Consider the following 15,738-nt stretch of genomic DNA (forward strand, 5'->3'; position numbering starts at 1 on the left):
ATGCTATAAAACGGGAAAGCCGGGGCAATGGTCCCCGGCTTTTTTATTTTAGTTGACAGATGGTGCGCGTTATTCGATGAAACCCACGGCCACCGTGGCGTTCGAGAACTCGTCTACGAGTATGAACGTGCCGTTGGCGGGATTGATCTCGTATTTGTCGGCGAACACGGGCTGGGCGGTTTTCAGCACGATGCGGCCGATATCGTTCAGTCCCATTTCCGTTTTTTCCTCGATGCGGTTGGTCGTCACCTCCGTTACGCTCGCGATCTGCTGCACCTTGGATTTGATGCGGGTAGGACCGTGCTGCAGGAGGTAAGTCTTGCCGGGCGTGAGTTTATTTTGGTCCATCCAGCAAATCTGCGCTTTCACTTCGCGGAGCCCTTCGGGCTGCGGTTGCCCTTCCTTCACCAGCAGGTTGCCCCGGCTGATGTCGATTTCGTCTTCCAGCGTAATGACTACGCTTTCGCCGGCATGCGCATCCTGCAGTTGCTCACCGAATTTCTCGATGGATTTGATTTTGCTTTTTTGCTCGTTGGGGAGCGACACGATGGTATCTCCCACCGAAAAGCTCCCGCTGGCGATCTTGCCGGCAAAGCCCCGGAAGTCGTGGAACTGCTCCGTTTTGGGGCGGATCACGTACTGGATGGGGAAGCGGGCAGGATGGTTTCGGTCGTTGCGGTCGAACTGGATTTCTTCCAGGAACTCCAGCAAGGGGAGCCCTTTGTACCAGCTGATCTTTTCGGTGCGCGTCACCACGTTTTCGCCATACAGCGAGGAAATGGGAATGCATTTCACTTCCTTTCCTTCGTAGAAGGAGCCCGGCAGCAGTTGCTGGAAATCTTCCACGATCTGGTTGTAGCGCGCTTCGTCGTATTCCACGAGGTCCATCTTGTTGATGCAGACCACGAGGTGCGGGATGCGCAGCATGCAGGCGATAAAGAAGTGGCGGTAGGTTTGCTCCACGATGCCTTTGCGGGCGTCGATGAGGATGAGCGAAACCTGCGCGGTAGATGCGCCGGTCACCATGTTACGGGTGTACTCGAAGTGCCCCGGGGTATCGGCGATGATGTATTTGCGGTTGGGTGTGCTGAAATAGATGTGCGCCACATCGATGGTAATGCCCTGCTCGCGCTCGGCGATGAGCCCGTCCGTGAGCAGCGAGAGGTCGGTGAAATCGAGCCCTTTTCTTTTGCTGGCGGCCTGGAGGGCTTCCATTTTGTCTTGCGTGATGGATTTGGTATCGTAGAGGAGCCGCCCGATGAGGGTGCTTTTGCCGTCGTCTACACTGCCGGATGTGGTGATACGTAAAACGTCCATATGTTGCGTTGCGGTTATCGGTGATTGTTAGAAATAGCCTGCCTGTTTGCGTTTTTCCATGGCGGCTTCCGACCGTTTATCGTCGATCCGGGCGCCACGCTCGGAAATTTTCGCTGCGAGGATTTCCTCGATGATGTCTTCCAGCTTGTCGGCTTCAGACAATACAGCGGCGGTGCAGGTCATATCGCCTACCGTACGGAAGCGCACTTTCGAACGGAAGGGAACTTCTTCTTCGGTGGTGTTGAGATAGGGCGAGAAGGGCCAGTACATGCCGTCGCGCTCGATGATCTCGCGTTCGTGCGAGAAGTAGATCGAGGGGATGGCGAGTTCTTCTTCGCGGATATAATTCCATACGTCGAGCTCCGTCCAGTTGGAAATGGGGAACACGCGCACGTTTTCGCCGATGTTGATTTTGCCGTTGAGCATGTCGAACAGCTCGGGGCGTTGCATTTTGGCATTCCACTGGCCGAATTCGTCGCGGACGGAGAAGATGCGCTCTTTGGCGCGGGCTTTCTCTTCGTCTCTGCGGGCCCCGCCGATACATGCGTCGAATTTCAGTTCTTCGATGGCATCGAGGAGGGTTACGGTTTGAAGGGCGTTGCGGGATGCGTATTTACCGGTTTCTTCCTTCACTTTTCCCTGGTTGATGGAATCCTGCACATTGCGGACGATCAGTTCGAGCCCGAGCGATTCCACGAGCCAGTCGCGGAACTCGATGGTTTCGGGGAAGTTATGACCGGTGTCTACGTGGAGGAGGGGGAAGGGGATCTTTCCGGGATAGAAGGCTTTCTGTGCGAGGCGCACGAGGGTGATGGAGTCTTTACCGCCGGAGAAGAGGATCGCCGGGCGTTCGAATTGCGCGGCGGTTTCCCGGAGGATGTAAATCGCTTCGTCCTCGAGGGCCCTTGGAAATTGCCATTGTATGCTACTCATATCTTGCTGTTATAAGTCTTAACTGTGTAATCCGCATTCTTTTTTGGACAGCTCCCACCACCAGCGGCCGGCGCGGGGATGTTCTCCGGGCTCGATGGCGCGGGTGCAGGGCGCGCAGCCGATGGAGATGAATCCTTTGTCGTGCAGTTTGTTGTACGGCACGTTATTGTCTTTCAGATAGGCGATCATCTGCTCGTAGCTCCAGTGGATGAGGGGGTTGTACTTGTACAGACCGCGATGATCGTCCCACTCCAGCACCGGCATATCCGTCCTATTCTCGCTTTGTTCGGCCCGCAGCCCGGTGATCCAGACTTTGGCGCCCTGGAGCGCCCTGCCCAGGGGCTCCACTTTCCGGATATGGCAACACTCCTTACGGTTCTCGACGGAATCGTAAAAACTGTTGGTGCCCTTTTCCTTCAGCAGGTTTTCCACTGCCGCGGTTTGAGGGAAATAGATATCGAACGGCTGCTTGTAACGTGCCCTGGTGATGTCCATCAGGTCGTACGTTTCCTGGAAAAGCCGGCCGGTGTCTAACGTGAAAACGCGCACCGGCAGGGCGTTGCGCCAGATGATGTCTGCCAGCACCTGGTCTTCCTGCCCAAAGGAGGTGGAAAAAACCACTGCTCCCGGAAATTCCTCCGTCAAAATGCGTATTCCCGTGGCGATGTCCGTTTGCTGGGCAATGATGCCCGTTAAATCTTTCATATCCTTATCTGAGTGTCCGTTCAGCAAAAATACATAAAGTCTATAAAAAATATAGACTAATTTTCGTAAAAAGGGAAGAGCCCCGTCCTGCGGAGCCCTTCGGCGACTTTTCTGGGGAACGTCATATCTGGAAAAAACTCTGCGAAAGCAATGTAAGCGGGTTGGAAATCAAAAGTATACACGTTGAATAGGGTAGCTGGTATTGCGCTGTTTCCATGACAACAGGTATACATTGACGGAGAAATATCCGTTGCAACAAAGGTACCGGCCCCCGAAACTTCTGACAATACTCACTTCTGAGTATTTTCTATGGGTTTGGGTGAAAATCCGTCCACTCAACCCGCAAAATCCCCCGCTCATTTGGTAATTTCTTAGCCTGAGGCGGTAATCGCGCCAATAAAAAAGAGGCTGTATCGCATCGATACAGCCTCTGTACTTATAACCCTGAGAATGATTTATTCCCTTGTGAGGATATCTTTCAAAGATTTGTTTTCCAGCAATTTAAGCGTGGCGTCGCGCACTTTGCTCATCACTTCGTGCAGGCCGCAGACCGCTTCGTCCTTGCAATTTTCGCAGCGCTCGTAATAATTGAGGCTCACGCAGGGAAGCAGGGCGATAGGCCCGTCCAGCAGGCGGATAATGCGCGCCAGCGGAATTTCCTTGGGCGTGCGCATTAAATAATAACCACCGCCTTTTCCCTTCTTGCTGCCTAAGATACCGGCATTCTTCAGCTCCAGCAGGATGTTCTCCAAAAATTTGATGGAGATGCTTTTTTCCGAAGCGATTTCAGAAATCAGTATAGGACCTTTATCCACATTCTCTGCCAGGTAAATCAAGGCATGGAACGCATATTGTGTTTTTTTAGACAGCATATTCCTTAGTCTCCAGTAATTTTTGCACTCTCAATTGTACAAATATAACAAAAAACGGCAGCTTTCGCGGGGAGGGGAAGATCAGAGGTTGAGGACGTCGCTCATATTGAAGATCCCTTTCTTGCCCTTCAGCCATTCTGCCGCGGTTACCGCCCCGGCGGCAAAGCCTTCCCGGGAATGCGCCGTGTGGGTAATGGTAATATCGTCGATAGCGGAATGATAATCAATGATATGTGTGCCTGCGGCGGGATCGATCCGTTTGGAATGGATGTACAGCTGCGAAGGGTCTTGCGTGGCATCGTTCACCCAGCCTTTCTTACCGGGCAGCTTGTCGATGATCTGCTCCGCCAGGGTGATCGCCGTACCGGAAGGTGCGTCTTTCTTCTGGGTATGGTGGATTTCCTCCATGCGTACGGAATAGGAGGTCTGTCCCGCCATGAGCTCGGCCAGGCGCTGGTTCAGCGCGAAAAAGATGTTCACGCCGATGCTGAAGTTGCTGGCGTACAGGAAGGCCTGGTGCTTTTCGAGGCAGATGGCTTTCACTTCGGGCAGCTTTTCGAGCCAGCCGGTGGTGCCGCACACCACGGGTACGCCCGCTTCGAAGCATTTCAGGATGTTGTGGTAAGCGGTTTCGGGGGTCGTGAATTCAATGGCAACGTCTGCCTGGGAAAGGTTTTCCTTCTCCAGGAGGTGGCTGCTGTTGATGTCTATGCGGTGAATTACTTCGTGCCCGCGGCTGGTGGCGATGGCTTCAATGGCTTTGCCCATTTTGCCGTACCCGATGAGTGCGATTTTCATATCTGTAAGAGGATACTGTGATTATTTGAAAGAAAACCCTCCGGAGCGTTGCCGCTGCGGGTTGAGGGTGATGGTGAGCCCCACGCCGATGGTCCGTTTGTCGAACATTTTGGGCGATACGCGGATGCTCAGGTCGTTGGAGATGTCGAACTGCCTTAAATGCGCGAACACCGTGGCATCCACGATATTGAGCGCGTAGGCGGCCACGAACACGAGTACGGAATAATCCACATACTGGCGGTAGGCGTCGCGGAGGTACGACAGATCTCCGTCCGGGTACCGCTTATACGGGTCTGCCCAGTCGGGATTGTCGCGATTGGCGACGCGGGCGCGGAGGGCACCGCGGAACTCGCGGTACTTGTCCATATTGAAAAGGAAAACCCCGGTGCTGACGCCGATAGCGGCGTAAACGATGGGTACTTTCCAGTATTGGCGGTTATAGATCTGCCCCAGGCCCGGGAGCACGGCGGAGTAAAACGCCGCTTTCCTTGGACTGTGAAGTGGCTTGTAATTGGCCACGATACTGTCTGCCGGGCTGGCATATACGGTGTCTACGCCAACTTCTGTGGTGGTGGGCCTGCGTTTGAGCGAGTCCATCAACACACGGTTGCCGTTGGCGGTATCCGTCTGCGCCAGGAGCCCCGAAAAGGGGAGGAGCAGCAGGCAGCAAAGCAGGAAACGGGCGCTGTTTTTCACTTACAATGATAATTTTTCCAGGATGGCGTCCAGTTCTTCGTCTGAATAGAATTCGATCTGGATGTTGCCTTTCCCGTTCTTGCCACGGGCCAGGTTGACCTTGGTGGAGAAGTGGGACGACAGGTTGTCCTGGATTTTCTGGTAAGCCGGCGGCAGGAGGTTTTTGGCCGGTTTTTTCGCATTGGCCTTGTCGTTGGTGTTCACCTTGCGGACGAGTTCTTCCGTTTGGCGGACAGACAGGCCATTTTTCATGATCTCGCCGAAAACGAACAGTTGTTTGTCTACGTCTTCGATGCTGATGATCGTGCGGGCGTGGCCCATGCTGAGTTTATTGTTGCGAACGGCCACCTGGATATCCGGTGGCAGTTTCAGCAGCCGGATGTAGTTGGTAACGGTGCTCCTTTCCTTGCCCATTCTTTCGGCTACCTGCTCCTGGGTGAGGTCGATCTCTTCCATGAGGCGTTTGTAACTGAGGGCGATCTCGATGGCGTTGAGGTTCTCGCGTTGCAGGTTTTCCAGCAGCGCCAGTTCCAGGAGCTCCTGGTCGTTGGCTTGCCTTACATACGCGGGAATATCTTTCAGTCCGGCCATTTTACTGGCGCGGAAACGGCGTTCCCCGGCGATCAGCTGGTATTTTTTGCCGATGCGGGAAACGGTAACGGGCTGAATGATGTCGTGCAGCTTGATGGATTGGCTCAGCTCCTGCAGCGCCTGCTCGTCGAAATCGCGGCGGGGCTGCTTGGGGTTGATCTCAATCAAATCCAGCGCGATCCGCTCGATGCCGGTTGCCTGGGCTACCACTTGTTCGGCAAGCGCACCGGTGGTTTGCTTCAGGTCTGTGTCGATATTCTGTAACAGCGAGCGGATGCCTTTGCCCAACGCCTCTTTCTTACTCGGATTGGTCATCGTTAATTGCTAATATTTTGTCTTCTTGATTGATCTTGGTAAAGTTATGCTTCTGCAGGATCTCCTTCGCCAGGTTCAGGTAGTTGATGGCGCCGGTGCTCATGGCATCGTACATAATAACGGACTTGCCGAAGCTCGGGGCTTCGCCCAGTTTGGTATTACGATGGATGATGGTGTTGAACACGCTTTCCTCGAAGTGTTGCTTCACTTCGTCTACCACCTGGTTGCTGAGGCGGAGGCGGCCGTCGTACATGGTCATGAGGATACCCTCGATCTCCAGGTCCGTATTCAGCCTGCTTTGCACGATCTTGATCGTATTGAGCAGCTTGCCCAGGCCCTCCAGCGCGAAGAACTCGCACTGTACCGGGATGATCACCGAATGGGAAGCCACCAGGGCGTTCACCGTGATCAGGCCCAGCGAAGGGGAGCAGTCTACGATAATAAAGTCGTATTCGTCTTTGACAGTGTCAATCACCTGCTTCATCACCCGCTCCCGGTTGGGATGGTTGATCAGTTCCAGCTCCGCGCCCACCAGGTCGATGTGCGAAGGCAACACTTTCAGGTTCGGCGTGTCGGATTCCAGGATCACGTCCCGGGCCTGCACGTCGTTCACCATGCAGTCGTACAGGCTCTGCTGGATATTGCGCAGGTCGAAGCCCAGCCCTGTGGTACTGTTGGCCTGGGGGTCAGCGTCCACGAGCAGCGTTTTGTACTCCAGTACCGCCAGGCTGCTGGCGAGGTTGATGGCGCTGGTCGTTTTCCCCACGCCCCCTTTCTGATTGGCGATTGCGATGATTCTTGCCATTGTCTTGTCTTAAATTCCAGGTTTAATAGGATAAAATAGGATATCAGCCGATGGCATCGATGGTTTCACCGATCCCCGGCAGCAGCAGGGTGAGCCCCGCTTCTTCGAATAACTGCTGTGCAGCAGCCTTATCGATCTTGATATATCCGAATGTGTCGTAATGTACTCCAATAATGCGCTGGCATTCAATGAATTCTGCTGCGATCACGGCATCGTCCGCCCCCATCGTGAAATTGTCGCCCACCGGCAGCACCGCAAAGTCCAGCTTCGCCCACCGCGGGATCAGTTCCATATCGAACGTCAAAGCCGTATCGCCCGAATAATAGAAATTCCCCTCACCGGTCATGAACAGGAAACCCATCGGGTTGCCCCCGTAACTGCCGTCGGGCAAACCGCTGGAATGATGCGCAACGGTACATTTCACCGTACCGAAGTCAAAATGCCACTTGCCGCCCGTATTCATCGGGTGCACCTTTTCATGACCCTGCTTCTGCACCCACTCCGTCAACTCATAAGCCCCCACCACCGTGGCGCCCGTGCGCCTGGCCAGCGCCATCAGGTCGGCCACATGGTCGGCATGGCCATGGGAAACGAATATGTAATCCGCCTCAATACGTTCAACGTCAATGGATTTTGCCAACTCGTTGTGTGTAATGAACGGGTCGAACACGATCTTTTTCCCCTTCACTTCCACCGCAAAACTGGAATGCCCGTAATAGGTGAATTTCATATTGCAATGATATAATAATATGACCTAATCGGACAAAAATACAACGAATCACCTAATAACGGGCCATGCTCCCTATTTATTTATTCACACCGCCGGCTGGGGAAAAATCACATTTTTTTAGGTTTTACTTTGCAATTTTTTGGTCAGATATTCGTCTTCCTTACCACGGAAGCCATCCCCATCAGCCCGATTGTGCTAATTTTACAGGATTGCTTCGATAATTAAATCATTGATCCATACGATATTATGCGAGCCGGACCCAATTTACTCTCTACCATACTCCTCGTCATCATCATGCTGGCGCTCGACGCCTACGTTTTTTACGCCCTCCGTTCCCTGATGGCCAACGCCGCTCCCAGGCTCCGGGGTGTCGTATTCACCCTTTACTGGGTGCTTTCCGCCGTGGTGATGGCCTCCATCGTCTTCTACGGCAAGATCCCCTGGGCCAAATTCATGCAGGCCAGGGCCTATTACCTCACCTTCGCCTTTTCCTTCTCCTTCTCAAAACTCATGGTAGCGCTCTTCCTCTTCATCGACGATGGCCGCCGCGCCGTGATGTGGGTTGTGGAAAAGGTCCGCTCCGCCCCGGCCGTTGCCGCCGCCGTTCAGGCCCGGGAAGAAGGCAACCGCGAAACCGATGGCATGTCGCGCTCCCGGTTCCTCCTCAAATCCGGCTTCCTCGTTGGCGGCACCCTCATGGGCACGCTGCTGTACGGACTTTCCAACAAATACAATTATCACGTCCGAAAGCTCCGGCTCGCCTACCCGAATTTACCTCCGGCGTTCAAGGGCCTCAAAATCGTACAGATATCCGACATCCATTCCGGCTCCTTCAACGACAAGGAAGCCGTTAAGCGCGGCGTGGAGCTCATCCAGGCGCAAAAGCCTGATCTTGTGCTCTTTACGGGCGACCTGGTGAACGACCGCTCCCTCGAAATGGACGATTACATGGACGTGTTCGACAAGATCAGCGCCCCGATGGGCGTGTTTTCCACCCTCGGTAACCACGACTATGGCGATTATTATCCCTGGCCGGATTACGATAACAACCGCCGCTCGCGCCTCAAGGCCCAGAACCTCGAAACCCTCAAGGGCATCCACGCCAAAATGGGCTGGCGCCTGCTGATGAACGAAAATAAGATCCTCGAAAAAGACGGGCAGCAGATCGCGCTGCTGGGCGTCGAGAACTGGAGCATGAACCCCCGGTTCCCGCGGCTCGGCGATATGAAAGCAGCGTACGAAGGCACCAAAGAAGTTCCCTTCAAAATCCTCCTTTCCCACGACCCCACGCACTGGGACGGACAGGTCCGCACCGAATATCCCGACATCGACCTCATGCTCGCCGGCCATACGCACGGCATGCAGTTCGGCGTGGAAATCCCGTTCTTCAAATGGAGCCCGGCGCAATACATCTACCGGCAGTGGGCCGGACTGTACGAGGAAGGCAAGCAACGGCTGTATGTGAACAGGGGCTTCGGTTTCCTGGGATATCCCGGCCGCGTGGGCATCCTTCCCGAGATCACCGTGATCGAACTCGTATAAGTTCTGTATTTTGCAAGTGATGAAAAACCTCGTCGCCCTCATCTTCATTTTTACGCTGCCGGTTTCGTTCGCCCGGGCGCAAAGTCTCGCTGAACTGGAAAGACAGCTGGATTCGCTGCTGGACAGCCGTTATAAAAGCGAGGTGACCCTGGCAGTGGGGTTCGGCAACAACCCTGCGTACGGCGGTAAAGCGGCGGATGCTTTCCGGCCTATAGACATGAAGCCTTTCCTTTCCCCCTCCGTCACCTACACGCATAAAAGCGGCCTGTTCGCCAATGCGGCGGCGTATTACCTGCTGAGCGGCGGTAACAGGCCCTGGTTCGAATTCGACCTGGGCGGCGGGTACGACTACACGCGCAACCGGGATTTGATGACGGGGATTTCCTACACGCGGTACATCTACGCCGATAGCTCCGACGTACCGCAAACGCCCATCAAAAACGAATTGTACGCCTATTTCATTTACCGCAAATGGTGGCTGCAACCCGGCCTGAGCCTCGATTTCGGCTGGGGGAGCCTCAAGCGGGAGGAAGCGTCGGTAACCGCCAGGGAACACGGAAATGATTTCAACGTGATCGTGGACGTTCGCCATCCGTTTTTGTTGATGGACGTGCTGACGGCGGACGATGGCCTGCTGATCATGCCCATCGCGGGATTGACCACCGGTACCGCGAAATATTTTTCGAGCATGAGAAGCTTCCGGTACGCGACACGGGGAAGTGCCATCAAAAAATTCAGCGAAAAGAAGAATAATGGCCGTGGGAACGGGAATGGAAATGGCAACGGGAATGGCGGCGGACCGGGAGCGCCTGTTGCGGAGGCTACGGAAACCATTTTGTCTGACGGAAGCGCGTTCAAGCCGCGGGCGGTGGACCTGGGGCTGCGGGTGTCTTACATCATCGGCAAGTTTGCGATATCACCATCTTTCACTTTGTTCAAAATGTTGCAGGGCCCGGACACTTCCGTATCGGGATACTTCACTGCCAACGTGAGCGTTACGTTTTGAAAACGGATCAAGCCTTCTTTTAGCATGGATTTTGCAACGAGCGTAGGGGTTGCGGGCCCGGGGTACGTCTTTATGGACGGAAGTGGTTCGCAATCAAGCCCATCAAGATAAATTAGCTGCTTAACACTAAACAAATATCGAATATGAAAAAACTGTTTTTGGCCCTTGTTGTAATCTCCGGCCTGACCGTATCCTCCGCAAAAGCCCAAAAAATGGTCCGTTTCGGTTTCAAAGGCGGCGCCAACCTGGGGAAGATCGACGGAACGGGGTATGACGACGCCTTCAAACTCGGGTGGCACCTGGGCGGTTTCGCGCAGATCAACCTGGTGAAAGGATTCGGCATCCAGCCCGAACTGATCTATTCCAGCTCCAAAACCGAAGTGACCAACACAAACGAATTTCAATTAAACAACCAATTAAACGGCGTTAAGGAAAACAAGCCAAAATTGGATTATCTTTCCATTCCGGTGCTCGCCAACATCGACCTGGGTTCTCCCCGCTTCAAACTGCAGGTAGGCCCCCAGTTCAGCATCATGACAAGTAAGAAAAGGAACGTGTATCAGGAAGGAAAAGAGGCATTTAAAAGCGGCGACTTCGGCGCGGTGGGCGGCCTCTGGCTCCAGCTTCCGATCATCAACATCAGTGCTCGTTACGTAGTAGGTCTGTCCAACGTAAATGATATTTCTCTTTCAAATGGTACTAACCCCGACAAGTGGAAGAATCAATCTATTCAACTGGGCGTAGGTATTACCCTCTAAGTTTTACCTACAACTGAGCGATGACCGCTTCCGGAAACGGGGCGGTCTTTTTTTTGCCCCGGGGCAACCCCCAACCACTTTCCCGCGTTTCCTATTTTGGCATGCCCGCAGCAATGGCATTAAAGTTGACTATATAGGCTTGTTCTATTTTCAGGGACTTTTGCCGGGGGGATCCTGACATTCTGTCCCGATACTTAAAACTAACAGATGAATACATTTTTCTTGGGCAATACAGAGGAAGAGATGGAGTTTATGCCCATCATTCCGCTTAATGAAGACGGAGAAGGGCAGGAAGAAGACCTGATTCCCGAAGAACTGGCACTATTACCCCTCCGCAATACCGTACTGTTCCCCGGCGTGGTGCTCCCCATCACCGTTGGGCGCGACAAGTCGATCAAGGCGGTGAACGATGCGTACAAGACTGACAAAATGATCGGTGTAGTCGCACAAAAAGACAGCAATGTCGAAGAACCTGCGGTGACGGACCTCAACGAAGTGGGTACGGTCGCCAAAATCGTGAAGCTGATCAAAATGCCGGATGGCGGCACTACCATCATCATCCAGGGCCGCAAACGCTTCCGTATCAAGGAAATCGTGACGGAAGACCCCTATTTCAAGGCTACATACGACATCCTCAGCGATGAAGTGGAAGAAGGCGATTCGGAGTTCGACGCCTATGTTTCCTCCATCAAAGACCTGGCAGGGCAGATCATCGCCCTCAGCCCGCACCTCCCGTCGGAAGCCAGCATCATCCTCAAAAACATCGAGAACGCACCTTTCCTCATCCACTTCGTGTCCAGCAACCTGAACAGCGACGTGAAAGAAAAGCAGCGCATCCTCGAGATCAGCAACCTCCGCCAGCGTGCGGAAGTGCTCATGAAGCTCCTGCAGCTGGAATTACAGCTCGCGGAACTCAAGAACAAGATCAATAACAAAACCAAGCAGGACCTCGACAAGCAGCAGCGCGATTACTTCCTCCAGCAACAGATGAAATCCATCAAGGAAGAACTGGGCGGAGACAGTAACGACCGCGAGATCAAGGAAATGATCCGCAAGTCGGAAGCCAAGAAATGGCCCGATGCCGCGCGCGACCTGTTCACCAAAGGCATCGAGAAGCTGGAGCGCATGCATCCCAGCACGCCCGATTACTCCGTGGTGTACAATCACCTCGATCTGATGCTCGACCTGCCCTGGCAGGATTATACCAAAGACAGTTACGACCTGAAGAAGGCGAAGAAAGTGCTCGACCAGGATCATTACGGGATGGACCGGATCAAAGACCGCATCCTCGAATACCTGGCCGTACTGAAACTGAAAGGCGACATGAAATCGCCGATCCTTTGCTTCGTGGGCCCTCCGGGCATCGGTAAAACATCGCTGGGGCGCTCCATCGCCAACGCGATCGGCCGTAAGTACGCGCGCCTCAGCCTCGGCGGGCTGCACGACGAAAGCGAGATCCGCGGTCACCGTAAAACTTACATCGGCGCCATGGCCGGCCGTATCCTGCAAACGATCCGCAAGGTGAAATCCTCCAACCCGGTGATGATCCTCGACGAGATCGACAAGATCGGCAACGACTTCCGCGGCGATCCGGCTTCGGCGCTGCTCGAAGTGCTCGATCCCGAGCAGAACAGCACCTTCTACGATAATTACCTGGAGCTGGAATACGACCTGAGCAAGGTACTGTTCATCGCCACGGCCAACAACCTCGGCGCTATTCCGCACGCCCTGCGCGACCGCCTGGAGATCATCGACCTGAGCGGCTATTCCATCGAGGAGAAAGTGGAGATCGCCAAGCGCCACCTCCTGCCAAAACAGAAGGAAATGCACGGGCTCGAAAACGTGAAGTTATCGTTCGCCAATAAAGTGATCGAAAAAGTAATCGCCAATTATACCCGTGAAAGCGGCGTCCGTGAGCTGGACCGCCAGTTTGCGGCCATCATGCGCTCCCTCGCCAAAGACGTGGCACTTGGCAAAACGCCGAAAGAGGCCGTGTCCGAAGAAAGGATCGCGCAGGCGCTGGGCAAGCCGAAGTACAGCAACGAGATGTACAAAACGGGCAATCCTCCCGGCGTGGCCGTGGGCCTGGCCTGGACGTACGTGGGAGGGGATATCCTCTTCATCGAATCCAGCCTGTCAGACGGGAAGGGTGAGCTGAAACTGACCGGTAACCTGGGCAATGTGATGAAAGAATCGGCCGTAACAGCGCTCAGCTGGCTGCAGGCCAACGCGCTGAACTTCAAGATCGATCCGAAAGTGTTCCAGCAAAAGACCATCCACGTCCACGTTCCGGAAGGAGCGGTACCGAAAGATGGTCCCAGCGCGGGTATTACCATGCTCACGGCGCTGGCCTCGGTGTATACCGGTCGCCGCGTGAAACCGTACCTGGCCATGACGGGCGAGATTACGCTCCGTGGACAGGTGTTGCCTGTGGGCGGTATCAAGGAAAAGATCCTCGCCGCCAAGCGCGCCGGAATCAAGGAGATCATCCTTTGCTGGCAGAACGAAAAAGATATCCAGGACATCAACCCCGACTATATCAAGGGGCTGAAGTTTCATTATGTGCGCGAAATGAACCAAGTGCTCGAAATTGCGTTATTGAAGAGGTAGGACGCACGGTCCGTTACTCCTGACGCAACCGTGCCACCAAGTTCACTTGAAAAAGTGAGCGCATGTTGATTGTTTAAGGGTTTGAATAGAGCCATCCGGGAAGGGTGGCTTTATTCTTTTTTATTCGGCCCAAGTTGTAACTTAACGGCCGTAATCCTTTGCCATTTCCTGTGAAGATCCGGTTCCTCCTCATATGGTTGTTCCTGCCGTTCGCCGCCGCCGCCCAGTTGCTGGGAGGGCGGAGCTCGTACGCTTTCCTGGAACTGCCGCCCTCGCCGCAGATCACCGCGCTGGGAGGCGCCAACGTGGCCATCCAGGGCAATGATGTGAGCACGGCGCTACTTAACCCCGGGCTGCTCCGGCCCGAAATGGGCGGGCAGTTGCAGGTGAACATGGCCGGGTACAACGGTGGCATCAAGTATGGGCATGCCGCCTTCGGCGCGTATGCGCCCGGGATCCGGACTTCATTCGCCGCGAGCCTTCAGTACGTGGGGTACGGGCAGATGCAGCATACCGATGTGACCGGGAATGTGATGGGGACCTTCCGGCCGGTGGATTTTTCCTTCCAGCTGACCGCCTCCCGCCGCTACCTCGAAAAATGGCATTACGGCCTCACGCTGAAATACATCCGCTCCAGGTATTTCGACTACAGCTCCACCGGCCTCGCGGCCGACGTCGGCATCACGTTCACCGATTCCGCGCGGGGCTGGCAGGCCGGGCTCGTAGCCATGAACATGGGCACGCAGTTCTCAAAATACGCCGCTAGCGAAAGCGCAACCCTGCCTTTTGACCTCCAGGTCGGTATTTCGAAGCGACTCGCGCATGTGCCGATCCAGCTGTCTGCCACCATCCATCATCTTCACCAGTTCGATATCCGCTACAGCGGCCCCGACCTGCGCGACGATATCCGCATCGAGAACGGCGATACCCTGCGCGCGGGCGGATCTGGGATCGACAACCTTTTCCGGCATTTCGTGCTCGCTGCGCAATGGAACATCGGCAAATACCTGGAGATCACCGGCGCCTACAATCATTTACGGCGGCAGGAGCTCTCGCTGCCGGAGCGCCGCGGCATGAGCGGATTTTCGCTGGGCGTGGGCGTGGTGGTGAAGAAGTTCCAGCTGCGGTATGCGAGAAGCTGGTACCAGCGGGCGGTGGGCTTTCATCACATTGGTTGCAGTATTCCTTTGCAACAATGGGCAGGAATCGGTATTTTCGATGGGCGCGCGGGGCGTTGACCCGGATTTTCCCGGCGCATTATCTTTCATCAACATGCATATGCAACCAGTTATCGCCATACGGCATTTAAACAAGCATTTCGGAAAGAAACAGGTATTGATGGACATCAACCTGGAAGTTCGTCCGGGTGAAGTGATCGGCTACATCGGTCCCAACGGCGCCGGTAAATCCACCACCGTGAAAATCCTCATCGGGCTGTTGGGCGATTATGAAGGCGATGTGAGCGTGATGGGGCACGACCTGCGCGAGAACACCCTGGCCGTCAAAGCCCTCACCGGATACGTGCCCGAAAACGCGGAGATCTATGAAGTGCTCACGCCCATGGAATACCTGTCGTTCACCGGCAAACTGTACGGGCTTGATGAAGAAACCATCGCAGAGCGCGCCCAGCGTATGCTCCAGGCGTTCGGACTGTTGGAGAACAAAGACCAGCGCATGGATACGTTCTCCAAAGGCATGCGGCAGAAAGTCCTCATCATTTCCGGCCTGCTCCACAATCCGCAGATCGTCATCCTCGACGAGCCGCTTTCCGGGCTGGACGCCAACGCCGTGATCATCGTGAAGGAAATCATCACCCTGCTCAAAAAAGAGAACAAAACCATTTTCTATTGCTCGCATATGATGGACGTGGTGGAGAAAGTGGCAGACCGCATCGTGCTGATAGACGAAGGCCGCATCGTGGCCGACGGCACTTTCCGGGAATTGCAGCAATCCGGCACCGAAACCCTCGAGCAGGTGTTTGCCCGGCTCACCGGCAAGCAGCGCCTCAGCGAACAGGCAGACCAGTTCATCAACGCCCTCGGCCAATAAAATACCGCGCC

At 54.7% G+C, this 15,738-nt stretch carries 15 protein-coding genes; 6 read left to right on the forward strand and 9 right to left on the reverse strand.

What is annotated here, in order from left to right:
• Positions 1–69: 69 nt before the first annotated feature.
• From ACQKLP_RS07380 to ACQKLP_RS07420, 9 genes are all read right to left on the reverse strand, one after another.
• Positions 70–1,317: a sulfate adenylyltransferase subunit 1 gene (locus ACQKLP_RS07380; RefSeq protein WP_427321509.1), complete on the reverse strand. Its 1,248-nt coding sequence runs from the start codon at positions 1,315–1,317 to the stop codon at positions 70–72.
• A gap of 27 nt (positions 1,318–1,344) precedes the next feature.
• On the reverse strand, positions 1,345–2,250 hold the full coding sequence (cysD, locus tag ACQKLP_RS07385; protein WP_427321511.1) for a sulfate adenylyltransferase subunit CysD: 906 nt from the start codon (positions 2,248–2,250) through the stop codon (positions 1,345–1,347).
• A gap of 18 nt (positions 2,251–2,268) precedes the next feature.
• Positions 2,269–2,955 (reverse strand): phosphoadenylyl-sulfate reductase, encoded by a 687-nt coding sequence (locus ACQKLP_RS07390; protein WP_126247209.1) that lies wholly within the window; start codon positions 2,953–2,955, stop codon positions 2,269–2,271.
• Between the two features lie 455 nt (positions 2,956–3,410).
• Positions 3,411–3,827 (reverse strand): RrF2 family transcriptional regulator, encoded by a 417-nt coding sequence (locus ACQKLP_RS07395; protein WP_427321514.1) that lies wholly within the window; start codon positions 3,825–3,827, stop codon positions 3,411–3,413.
• An 81-nt stretch (positions 3,828–3,908) separates the two neighbouring features.
• Positions 3,909–4,625, reverse strand: coding sequence for a 4-hydroxy-tetrahydrodipicolinate reductase (dapB, locus tag ACQKLP_RS07400; protein ID WP_427321516.1), 717 nt, complete (start codon positions 4,623–4,625; stop codon positions 3,909–3,911).
• A 21-nt stretch (positions 4,626–4,646) separates the two neighbouring features.
• Positions 4,647–5,321 (reverse strand): DUF5683 domain-containing protein, encoded by a 675-nt coding sequence (locus ACQKLP_RS07405; RefSeq protein WP_427321518.1) that lies wholly within the window; start codon positions 5,319–5,321, stop codon positions 4,647–4,649.
• The gene (locus tag ACQKLP_RS07410) at positions 5,322–6,227 is read right to left on the reverse strand and encodes a ParB/RepB/Spo0J family partition protein (protein ID WP_427321520.1); all 906 of its coding nucleotides are present in this window, start codon (positions 6,225–6,227) and stop codon (positions 5,322–5,324) included.
• The gene (locus tag ACQKLP_RS07415; protein ID WP_341843409.1) at positions 6,211–7,032 is read right to left on the reverse strand and encodes an AAA family ATPase; all 822 of its coding nucleotides are present in this window, start codon (positions 7,030–7,032) and stop codon (positions 6,211–6,213) included. Before ACQKLP_RS07415 ends, ACQKLP_RS07410 begins: the two co-directional genes overlap by 17 nt.
• 43 nt (positions 7,033–7,075) lie before the next feature.
• Positions 7,076–7,762, reverse strand: a complete 687-nt coding sequence (locus tag ACQKLP_RS07420) for a metal-dependent hydrolase (protein WP_427321522.1) — start codon at positions 7,760–7,762, stop codon at positions 7,076–7,078.
• Positions 7,763–8,008: 246 nt separating this feature from the next.
• On the opposite strand from ACQKLP_RS07420, the gene ACQKLP_RS07425 reads away from it, so the two are divergent.
• From ACQKLP_RS07425 to ACQKLP_RS07450, 6 genes are all read left to right on the forward strand, one after another.
• On the forward strand, positions 8,009–9,304 hold the full coding sequence (locus ACQKLP_RS07425; RefSeq protein WP_427321524.1) for a metallophosphoesterase: 1,296 nt from the start codon (positions 8,009–8,011) through the stop codon (positions 9,302–9,304).
• Between the two features lie 19 nt (positions 9,305–9,323).
• Positions 9,324–10,310 carry a hypothetical protein gene (locus ACQKLP_RS07430; protein WP_427321526.1) on the forward strand — a complete coding sequence of 329 codons (987 nt, stop codon included), beginning with the start codon at positions 9,324–9,326 and terminating at the stop codon, positions 10,308–10,310.
• A 143-nt stretch (positions 10,311–10,453) separates the two neighbouring features.
• Positions 10,454–11,068: a porin family protein gene (locus tag ACQKLP_RS07435; protein WP_427321528.1), complete on the forward strand. Its 615-nt coding sequence runs from the start codon at positions 10,454–10,456 to the stop codon at positions 11,066–11,068.
• A gap of 207 nt (positions 11,069–11,275) precedes the next feature.
• Positions 11,276–13,678: an endopeptidase La gene (gene lon, locus ACQKLP_RS07440; protein WP_427321530.1), complete on the forward strand. Its 2,403-nt coding sequence runs from the start codon at positions 11,276–11,278 to the stop codon at positions 13,676–13,678.
• A 170-nt stretch (positions 13,679–13,848) separates the two neighbouring features.
• Entirely contained in the window at positions 13,849–14,916 is a 1,068-nt protein-coding gene (gene porQ, locus ACQKLP_RS07445) for a type IX secretion system protein PorQ (protein ID WP_427321532.1), read from the forward strand.
• 40 nt (positions 14,917–14,956) lie between these two features.
• The gene (locus ACQKLP_RS07450; RefSeq protein WP_423736176.1) at positions 14,957–15,727 is read left to right on the forward strand and encodes an ABC transporter ATP-binding protein; all 771 of its coding nucleotides are present in this window, start codon (positions 14,957–14,959) and stop codon (positions 15,725–15,727) included.
• The last annotated feature ends 11 nt before the right edge of the window (positions 15,728–15,738 follow it).

Source organism: Chitinophaga sp. NPDC101104, from assembly GCF_050277495.1.
In the GTDB taxonomy this organism is placed as follows: Bacteria; Bacteroidota; Bacteroidia; order Chitinophagales; family Chitinophagaceae; genus Chitinophaga.

Excerpts from the sequence above, each read along its gene's own strand:
- ACQKLP_RS07395 (WP_427321514.1), bottom strand. The coding sequence starts at position 3,827 with ATGCTGTCTAAAAAAACACAATATGCGTTCCATGCCTTGATTTACCTG.
- ACQKLP_RS07380 (WP_427321509.1), bottom strand. The coding sequence starts at position 1,317 with ATGGACGTTTTACGTATCACCACATCCGGCAGTGTAGACGACGGCAAA.
- ACQKLP_RS07450 (WP_423736176.1), top strand. The coding sequence starts at position 14,957 with ATGCAACCAGTTATCGCCATACGGCATTTAAACAAGCATTTCGGAAAG.
- ACQKLP_RS07430 (WP_427321526.1), top strand. The coding sequence starts at position 9,324 with ATGAAAAACCTCGTCGCCCTCATCTTCATTTTTACGCTGCCGGTTTCG.
- ACQKLP_RS07425 (WP_427321524.1), top strand. The coding sequence starts at position 8,009 with ATGCGAGCCGGACCCAATTTACTCTCTACCATACTCCTCGTCATCATC.
- cysD (WP_427321511.1), bottom strand. The coding sequence starts at position 2,250 with ATGAGTAGCATACAATGGCAATTTCCAAGGGCCCTCGAGGACGAAGCG.
- ACQKLP_RS07390 (WP_126247209.1), bottom strand. The coding sequence starts at position 2,955 with ATGAAAGATTTAACGGGCATCATTGCCCAGCAAACGGACATCGCCACG.
- lon (WP_427321530.1), top strand. The coding sequence starts at position 11,276 with ATGAATACATTTTTCTTGGGCAATACAGAGGAAGAGATGGAGTTTATG.
- dapB (WP_427321516.1), bottom strand. The coding sequence starts at position 4,625 with ATGAAAATCGCACTCATCGGGTACGGCAAAATGGGCAAAGCCATTGAA.
- ACQKLP_RS07420 (WP_427321522.1), bottom strand. The coding sequence starts at position 7,762 with ATGAAATTCACCTATTACGGGCATTCCAGTTTTGCGGTGGAAGTGAAG.
- ACQKLP_RS07415 (WP_341843409.1), bottom strand. The coding sequence starts at position 7,032 with ATGGCAAGAATCATCGCAATCGCCAATCAGAAAGGGGGCGTGGGGAAA.
- ACQKLP_RS07435 (WP_427321528.1), top strand. The coding sequence starts at position 10,454 with ATGAAAAAACTGTTTTTGGCCCTTGTTGTAATCTCCGGCCTGACCGTA.
- ACQKLP_RS07410 (WP_427321520.1), bottom strand. The coding sequence starts at position 6,227 with ATGACCAATCCGAGTAAGAAAGAGGCGTTGGGCAAAGGCATCCGCTCG.